Origin of the sequence: Streptomyces sp. NPDC051172 (assembly GCF_040682555.1) — a bacterium.
Lineage (GTDB): Bacteria > Actinomycetota > Actinomycetes > Streptomycetales > Streptomycetaceae > Streptomyces.
The window spans coordinates 1-1,178 of sequence record NZ_JBFBBE010000410.1 but is presented as its reverse complement, the minus strand read 5'-3'; the positions used below and the strand labels follow the sequence as shown (position 1 = coordinate 1,178).

The 1,178-nt window shown below is 69.9% G+C and carries 1 protein-coding gene; it reads right to left on the bottom strand.

All coding sequences use genetic code 11. The annotated features are described in order from the left end of the window. Nucleotides 1-266: 266 nt before the first annotated feature. On the bottom strand, nt 267-1,178 hold a 912-nt coding region (locus AB0N07_RS51525; protein WP_365847969.1), incomplete at its 5' end, for a cytochrome b/b6 domain-containing protein.

The window sequence follows — 1,178 nt, the reverse complement described above, 5'->3', positions numbered from 1 at the left end:
GCCCTCACGCGGGTGCGGCACGCCGGCCGGTCCCTGCGCCTCGTGGACGTGGACCTCGTGCCGGTCGGCGCCGACGGCGTCCCCGTGGCCGACAAGCCGATGGTCCAGGTGCAGGTCACCTTCCGCGCGGCCCGGAGCTGACGCCCCAGACGCCCGAGCACTTTCGAACGTGAGAAAGGGCCTATCCCACGTTCGAAAGCGCTCATTCCCCCGACATCACGTTCGAAAGTCCCGGGAGGAGGAGGCGTCGCCGTCGTGGGGCCGGCTCAGCGGCCCACGGTGCCGAACCGGGAGGCCACGGGGGCCGTGAAGGCGGGCTTCAGGAAGAACCACGCGGCGGCGGTGACCGCCACGCTCACGAGGAACACCACGAGGCCCCACGCGTCGGTGGCCCCGCCGCGCGAGGTGTACATGTGGTTCAGGTTCGTCAGCAGGCCCGTGAAGGCCACGAGGAACACGTGCACCAGGATGAACGCCACGAAGAAGACCATCACCGGGAAGTGCACCTTGCGGGCCACCTCCATGGGGAACGCCTTGTTCAGTCCCGTGGCCTCCGTCGGGAACCACGAGGACATGCGCCAACCCGTGAGGGCGGCGAGCGGGGCGGCCACGAACACCACCAGCGCGTAGGAGAGCATCTGCAGCGCGTTGTAGTGCACCCAGCCGTTCTCGGTGGGCCAGTCCAGGGACAGGTACTGGATGCCGGCGGACACGGCGTGCTGGAACACGTGCGGGTCCGTGGGCACGATCCGCGCCCAGTGGCCGGTGACGATCAGCAGCACCACGAAGATCACGCCGTTGAGCAGCCACAGCGCGTCGAGGGCCTGGTGCGTCCAGATGGTGAGCGAGAACTTCTTCGGGGTGTTGCCCCGCGCGGAGAACAGGCCGTCCTTCGTCGGCGTGAAGTTGGCCGGCGGCCGCGTCTCGTGGCGGATCTGCAACCCCGTCCGGATGATCAGCACCATCAGGAACATGTTCAGGAAGTGCTGCCAGCCCATCCACCAGGGCATCCCCTCGGGGGTGCCCTCGGGCAGGGCCGGGTGCCCGTCGTAGGTCGCGATGAAGTCCGCCACCGGGTCCAGGCTCCGCAGCCAGCGTCCGGCCAGCACCGCGAGCAGCGCCAGCACCACGACGCCGGCCACCGCCGGCAGCGCCTTGCGCAGACGGGACGGGGCGGC